Below are 5,971 nucleotides of genomic sequence, written 5' to 3'. Positions count from 1 at the left end.
ATAAGCTTCCTATAAGCTCTCTATAAGCTAATCACACCCTTCTTACACCCTTCTTACACCCTTTTTTCATCAAAAACCCTCCCTCCCTTCTTCCGTTCTTTTTCGATACCTTTCTATTCCCTGAGCCCTCCCCAATAAAGCTACCAATCTCGTCTTACCTCCGTCCGGCAAGTCCGAATCGTCCGACAACTCTGGATATTTATAACAAAAAAGGCTGTCCTATTTTAGGGCAGCCTTTATTATATAACTTATACGGTTCGTACGCGCCTGTGTGGCTCACACGCTCGCACTATTTTACTCCGTGCATCATCGCTTGAAGTTTCTTGTTAAGGAGTATCATTCCTAAACCGCAGAGGATTACAAATCCTGAAACCGCAGCAAATACTACGCTTGCCCCAAGTTTCTCTACGTAAGAAGCAATCACTCCTCCTGCTGCATTGGCGAAGAAAGCAGCCATCATCCAAACACCCATCATAAGTCCTGCTAAACGCGGAGGTGAAAGTTTTGTAACCGTAGAAAGTCCTACGGGTGATAAGCACAACTCACCAATGGTATGTGTAAGATAAGTAAGCACCAACCAAGCCAAGCTCGCTTTCACTGCTATATCTTTAGGGTCTACCCCTATGGAGCCACCGCGTTCGTAAACAGCGCCAAGCATAAAGAAGAACCCTACCCCTAAGAGTATCATTCCCATTCCCATTTTAAACGGAGTAGTAAGACGTTGTCCCATTTTAGTACCCCAAAACGATGCAAATACCGGTGCTAATAATACAATGAACAATGGGTTTACTGATTGGAACCAAGCAGTAGGAATTTCAAAGCCCATCACCGTCCTGTTGATATAGTTATCGGTATAAAGGGTAAGCGAAGAGCCCGCTTGCTCAAATCCTGCAAAAAAGAAGATTGCAAAGAAGAAATAGATAAAGATAACAGCAATGCGCTCTTTTTCTTCTTTGGTAAGTGGTTTTTGCACTTCGGCTTCCGAAAGTTCTTGTACTTTTTTCTTACCACCTTTTGGTTGCAATCCAAGGTCGCCTAAGTATTTCTGTGCAAAGAAAACAAATATCAACTCTCCTATAAGCATACCGATAGCAGCTGCCAAGAATCCGTATCTATAACCGTAAGAAAGGATTATTTCTTTTCCTTGTGCATCTACACCGTGAGTAGCAAAGATGTTATCAGTAAGGAATCCTGTAATGAGTGGTGCTAAGAAAGCCCCTAAGTTAATACCCATATAGAAAATCGAGAAAGCCGAGTCTAAACGTTTATCACCTGATTCATAGAGTCCTCCTACCAAGGCTGAAATGTTCGGTTTGAAGAACCCGTTACCTATAATCAACAAAAATAGCCCTAAATATAAGCCAAAGTGAGTGTTTATAGAGAACAACGCAAACTCACCGAAGAACATTATGAGTCCCCCTAACAATACTGCCCTGCGTTGTCCTAAAAAGTTATCGGCTATCCAACCGCCAATCAGTGGAGTGAAATAGGTAAGTCCTGTGGCAAAGCCATAGATAAGACTCGCTGTAGCTTTATCGAAAGCCAAACCGCCTTCAAGCCACGTCTTGGTGAGGTATAGCATCAAAATACCACGCATTCCATAGTAACTGAAACGCTCCCACATACCTGTTAGGAACACCAAATAAAGCCCCTTAGGGTGCTTCTTTTTCGCATTTTCTACGTTTGTATCCATTTATTTAATAAATTAAAAAGTTTGTTTATAAATTTTCTATGATAAAATTCGTCATTTTTGTATATAACTGATAGCGTGTGCTACCTGTGTTGTCGTAAATACCGTGATTCTTATCGGGGTAAATTAACCAATCAAAATCTTTTTGCAAACTCACCAAGGTATTGATGAGCACCATTGCGTTTTGCACGTGTACATTGTCGTCGGCACTACCGTGAATGAGCAAGTATTTACCTTTGAGTTTGGCAGCGTGAAACAACGGTGAATTTTCGTCGTAACCTTTTGCGTTCTCTTGGGGGGTACGCATAAAACGCTCGGTGTAAATAGTATCGTAAAAACGCCAATTGGTAACAGGGGCTACTGCTATCGCCATCTTGAATATATCGCCTTTTTGAAACAGACAGTTAGACGACATAAATCCGCCAAAACTCCAACCCCATATCCCTATTCTGCTCTTGTCGATATAAGGATAAGCCCCTACGAGCTGAGCGACTTCTGCTTGGTCTTCAACTTCGTATTTACCCAGTTGCTGATAGGTACATTTCTTAAAATCTGCTCCTTTGTAACCTGTGCCTCTGCCGTCTACACATAGCACTATATAACCTTTTTGGGTGAGCATTGCGTGCCAAAAGTCGTTCATATCCCACCATTGGTCGGCTACTTCTTGTGAACCTGGTCCTGAGTATTGGTACATCAAGAGCGGATATTGCTTTTTAGGGTCAAAATCCTTAGGTTTGAGCATATAAGCGTTGAAAGTACCCTTAGCAGTTTTCAGTTCCATAAACTCTTTTTCGGGCAAATTGTAGGCTTTCAATCGCTGGGCGTATTCGGCATTGGTAACTATTTCTTTGAGTTGCTTGCCACTTTTGGCATCGTTTAGCGTATAGCGTGGAGGCGTAGTGGCATTGGCAAAAGCGTGGATATACATAGAAAAATCCCCACTGAATGTGCCTTTGTTTGTTCCTGCCTCAGTAGAAAGTGCGCGAGGGGCTTTGCCTTTGAGGTTTACCGCATAGAGTCCTCGGCGGGTAGAGCCCGTCTGGGTAGATTGGTAGAACAACTGTTGGGTTTTAGGATCATAGCCATAACAATCGGTTACTTCCCAGTTACCACGCGTGAGCTGGCGTACTAATTTTCCTTTGGCATTACAGTAGTAAAAATGGTTATTTCCATCTTTCTCCGATTGGTAAATAAAACTATTATCGGGTAAAAATAGTATCTCCTTGTTGATGCTTATATAAGTCGTGCTGGTTTCCTTCACTAAGGAAGTCGTCGCCTTCGTCTGGCTATTCACTTGCAAGAGTTGCCAATCGTTTTGGTGGCGATTGAGAGTTTGTATCGTCAGCTTATGAGGGTCGTTTGTCCATTGCAAACGTGGGATATAATAGGCTTTCAAGGGTATTTCAGCCACCGATTTATCAGCCACAGTATAGATATGCAAACTCACCGCCGAATTAGCTTCCCCTGCTTTGGGATATTTGAAAGTATAAGGTGTAGGATAGAGGTCGTAACCGTAGATGTCCATTGAAAATTCAGGTACTTTGCGCTCATCTGAACGTATAAATGCTAATTGTGTACCATCGGCATTCCAAGCGAACAATCGCACAATCCCAAATTCTTCTTCGTACACCCAATCAGCAGTACCGTTAATGATAGCGTTCTTCTGTCCGTCGGTAGTGATTTGGGTTTCCGCACCCGTCGTAAGGTCGTATAAATATAAGTTGTTTTCGTATACAAAAGCCAATTGCTTACCATTAGGCGAAAAAGTGGGGACTTGTATGCGCTTGTCGCTCACTTTTTTAAGGCCGCCAGAAGCGAGGTCGTACAGAAAATAATCGGCTATAAACGAATGTCGGTAGATATCCTCTTTTCGGGTAGCGATGAGGAGCTTTTTCTCATCGGGAGAAAACTCATAGCTCTCAATCCTGTTCACTTTTTCATTAGTTTCAAAGAGTGTTTGTACTTTGCTGAGCGTTGCAAAGTCGTAAAGGTTGATTTCCTGAATGTGTTTGTCACGGTTATATTCGAGCACTGTATATTGTGGGGTTTTCTTCAGTGCCTTCAAGTTGTACATACGTTCGGGGTAAAAAGCGTGTTGCGTCCAGATATTCTCTAAAGAAATAGACTGTGCAGATAACAAGTAAAAGCTAAGAAATAAAGCCAACAAAAGCTGGGTATGTAAGTATTGGTGCACTCTATTGCGTCTAAATACAGCCACCTTTTGTAATTCATAATTCGCCATTTCTAATTAGTCTTTTGTCATTTATCATTAACCTCTAACCATTGATTATTAATTTCGCGGTCAATATTAGTCAATATTTTTGATATAGAAGCTATCTTTTAATCTGTTTTTTTATATTTATTTTCTATATAATTGATTTTGAATAGCTCTCACTGTTCAACCGATTTTCATATTCCCCTAATACTTTTAGCTCTTCTGTCATAATATTCAAAAGTTGCATCGCTTGTTGGTATCGGGCATAGCTATCAAACACCACATCTACAAAAAATGCATATTTCCAAGGAGTCTCTATTACAGGCAACGACTGTATTTTAGTCATATTCATATCGTAATCGCGTAACACGTTCAGCACCGTTGCCAAACTACCACTCTTGTCATACACCTGGAATTTAAGCGTCGCCTTATCGATATCTCTTTTGGGTAGGTGTGCATCAGTTGTTTTGAGTACCACAAAGCGGGTAGCATTACGCTTAATGGTTTGTATGCTTTCCGCAATAATAGGCAAGCCGTAGAGCTCAGAAGCCGATGCCGAAGCAATAGCCGCCACCCCTTTGAGTTGTTGCAAGTGTATCTGTCGTGCTGCCTCAGCTGTATCAGGAGATTCCACCAGTCGTATATCAGGATAATCGTGAAAGAAATCCTTACACTGCAACAGTGCCATATAGTGCGAATGCACCTCAGTAATATCCTCCAAGCGTTGCCCTTCTAGCGCCATCAAGTGGTGCTGTATGTTCATATAGTGCTCCCCTGTAATGTGCAGGTTATGGCGGTCTATAAGCGCATAATTAGGTAATATTGCTCCTGCAATGCTATTCTCAATAGCCATCACGCCCCAGTTAGCATCGCCTTTCAGCAGTGCTTTCACTACCGCATCAAAAGTACGACATTCCAACACCTCTATGTCTTTGCCAAAGTAACTCTCAGCCGTCTGATAGTGAAACGAACCTTTGATACCCTGTATTGCTATTTTTTCACTCATTTACATATTAAAAATCACCCCTTGCGCCTCTTTTTATGGCAATATCGCTCCTACCGCTATATCACAGCGGTGTCCCGGTTGCCCGTGAGGCGGATTAGGCTTCCCTGAAAAGCCCGGTTCAGTAGTCCCCGTGTGCTGTTGTGCCATTTTGGGGTCGATAACTATTTGTTGCTCTACCGTTTTAGGCGTAGCTGGTGCTTGCTGTTTCACAGGCTTACTGTTCAGCGGAGCGCCCACCGGTATATCACAACGGTGCCCTGGTTGCCCGTGAGGCGGATTCAGTTTCTGTCCCTTCGTCGCCACCCCTTGCTGTGTCTGAGGTTGTGCTACCTGCACCTGTTGCACTTGTGGCATACCTCCCGAAACTACGGGCTTAGCATCGGCACTGCTCACAGGCTGTGCTTGTGTTTGCGTTTGGGCTATCACATTGCCGTCGTTGGGTAGCGGAGCCCCCACGGCTATATCACAACGGTGTCCTGGCTCTCCGTGAGGCGGATTGAGCTTTACTCCTTGCTGTGTAGTTGGTAGCGATACGTTGTTAGAAAAATTCGCCCCACCCGCACCAAACGGATTTCTTTCGTTGCTCTTATCGCGTGCTGCCTCAGCTTTTTGAGTGTTAGCAAGAGCATCTTCGGCAACAGCTATTTCCTGTTGCCCGTTATTACAAGCCATTAGGACAAACATTGTGGTAGTGAGTATAGTAAATCTTACATTCATAAATGGGTAAATTTTTGGCAAAGATAGAAAATAATTATCAATTAGCAATTTACCCATAAATATTTTCTCACCCCCAGCACTGTAAGTTCTTACATTTGTTATATATCCTACACAATCCCTGTTTACACAGTTCTTTTTTCTACGAAAACGCTTCCTTACAGACATCCTCTCGTCATTCGTCCCTAGTCATTTCTTCCCTTTTTCGTCACCACATTCCTCTTTTGAAGATAGCCAGCAATAGCTAGGTATGTGCCCCGCGAGAGCGGAGTATGTGAGAGGGGGAGGTTTTTTTTGATTTTCCGTCATACTCCCTCCTAGTGCCTATGGCCTAAGGCCTAGTGCC

Annotated in this window: 4 protein-coding genes; all 4 read right to left on the bottom strand. The window is 43.0% G+C overall.

Going from position 1 to position 5,971, the window contains the following annotated elements:
• Positions 1–289: 289 nt before the first annotated feature.
• The 4 genes from HMPREF9072_RS04830 to HMPREF9072_RS04815 all read right to left on the bottom strand — a co-directional run bounded on the left by HMPREF9072_RS04830 (position 290) and on the right by HMPREF9072_RS04815 (position 5,628).
• On the bottom strand, positions 290–1,693 hold the full coding sequence (locus HMPREF9072_RS04830) for a peptide MFS transporter (RefSeq protein WP_009410808.1): 1,404 nt from the start codon (positions 1,691–1,693) through the stop codon (positions 290–292).
• 25 nt (positions 1,694–1,718) lie between these two features.
• Positions 1,719–3,932, bottom strand: a complete 2,214-nt coding sequence (locus HMPREF9072_RS04825; protein ID WP_009410807.1) for a S9 family peptidase — start codon at positions 3,930–3,932, stop codon at positions 1,719–1,721.
• A gap of 124 nt (positions 3,933–4,056) precedes the next feature.
• Positions 4,057–4,911: a prephenate dehydratase gene (locus HMPREF9072_RS04820; RefSeq protein ID WP_009410806.1), complete on the bottom strand. Its 855-nt coding sequence runs from the start codon at positions 4,909–4,911 to the stop codon at positions 4,057–4,059.
• Positions 4,912–4,944: 33 nt separating this feature from the next.
• A complete protein-coding gene (locus HMPREF9072_RS04815) occupies positions 4,945–5,628 on the bottom strand; it encodes a hypothetical protein (protein ID WP_034566185.1) in 684 nt (227 codons plus the stop codon).
• Positions 5,629–5,971: the final 343 nt, after the last annotated feature.

The organism is Capnocytophaga sp. oral taxon 324 str. F0483 (genome assembly GCF_000318315.2).
Lineage (GTDB): Bacteria > Bacteroidota > Bacteroidia > Flavobacteriales > Flavobacteriaceae > Capnocytophaga > Capnocytophaga ochracea.
Note: the sequence above shows the minus strand (reverse complement) of the source record. Positions and strands in the feature narration are given on the sequence as shown.

Coding starts and splice junctions, on each gene's coding strand:
- HMPREF9072_RS04830 (WP_009410808.1), bottom strand. CDS start 1,693: ATGGATACAAACGTAGAAAATGCGAAAAAGAAGCACCCTAAGGGGCTT.
- HMPREF9072_RS04825 (WP_009410807.1), bottom strand. CDS start 3,932: ATGGCGAATTATGAATTACAAAAGGTGGCTGTATTTAGACGCAATAGA.
- HMPREF9072_RS04820 (WP_009410806.1), bottom strand. CDS start 4,911: ATGAGTGAAAAAATAGCAATACAGGGTATCAAAGGTTCGTTTCACTAT.
- HMPREF9072_RS04815 (WP_034566185.1), bottom strand. CDS start 5,628: ATGAATGTAAGATTTACTATACTCACTACCACAATGTTTGTCCTAATG.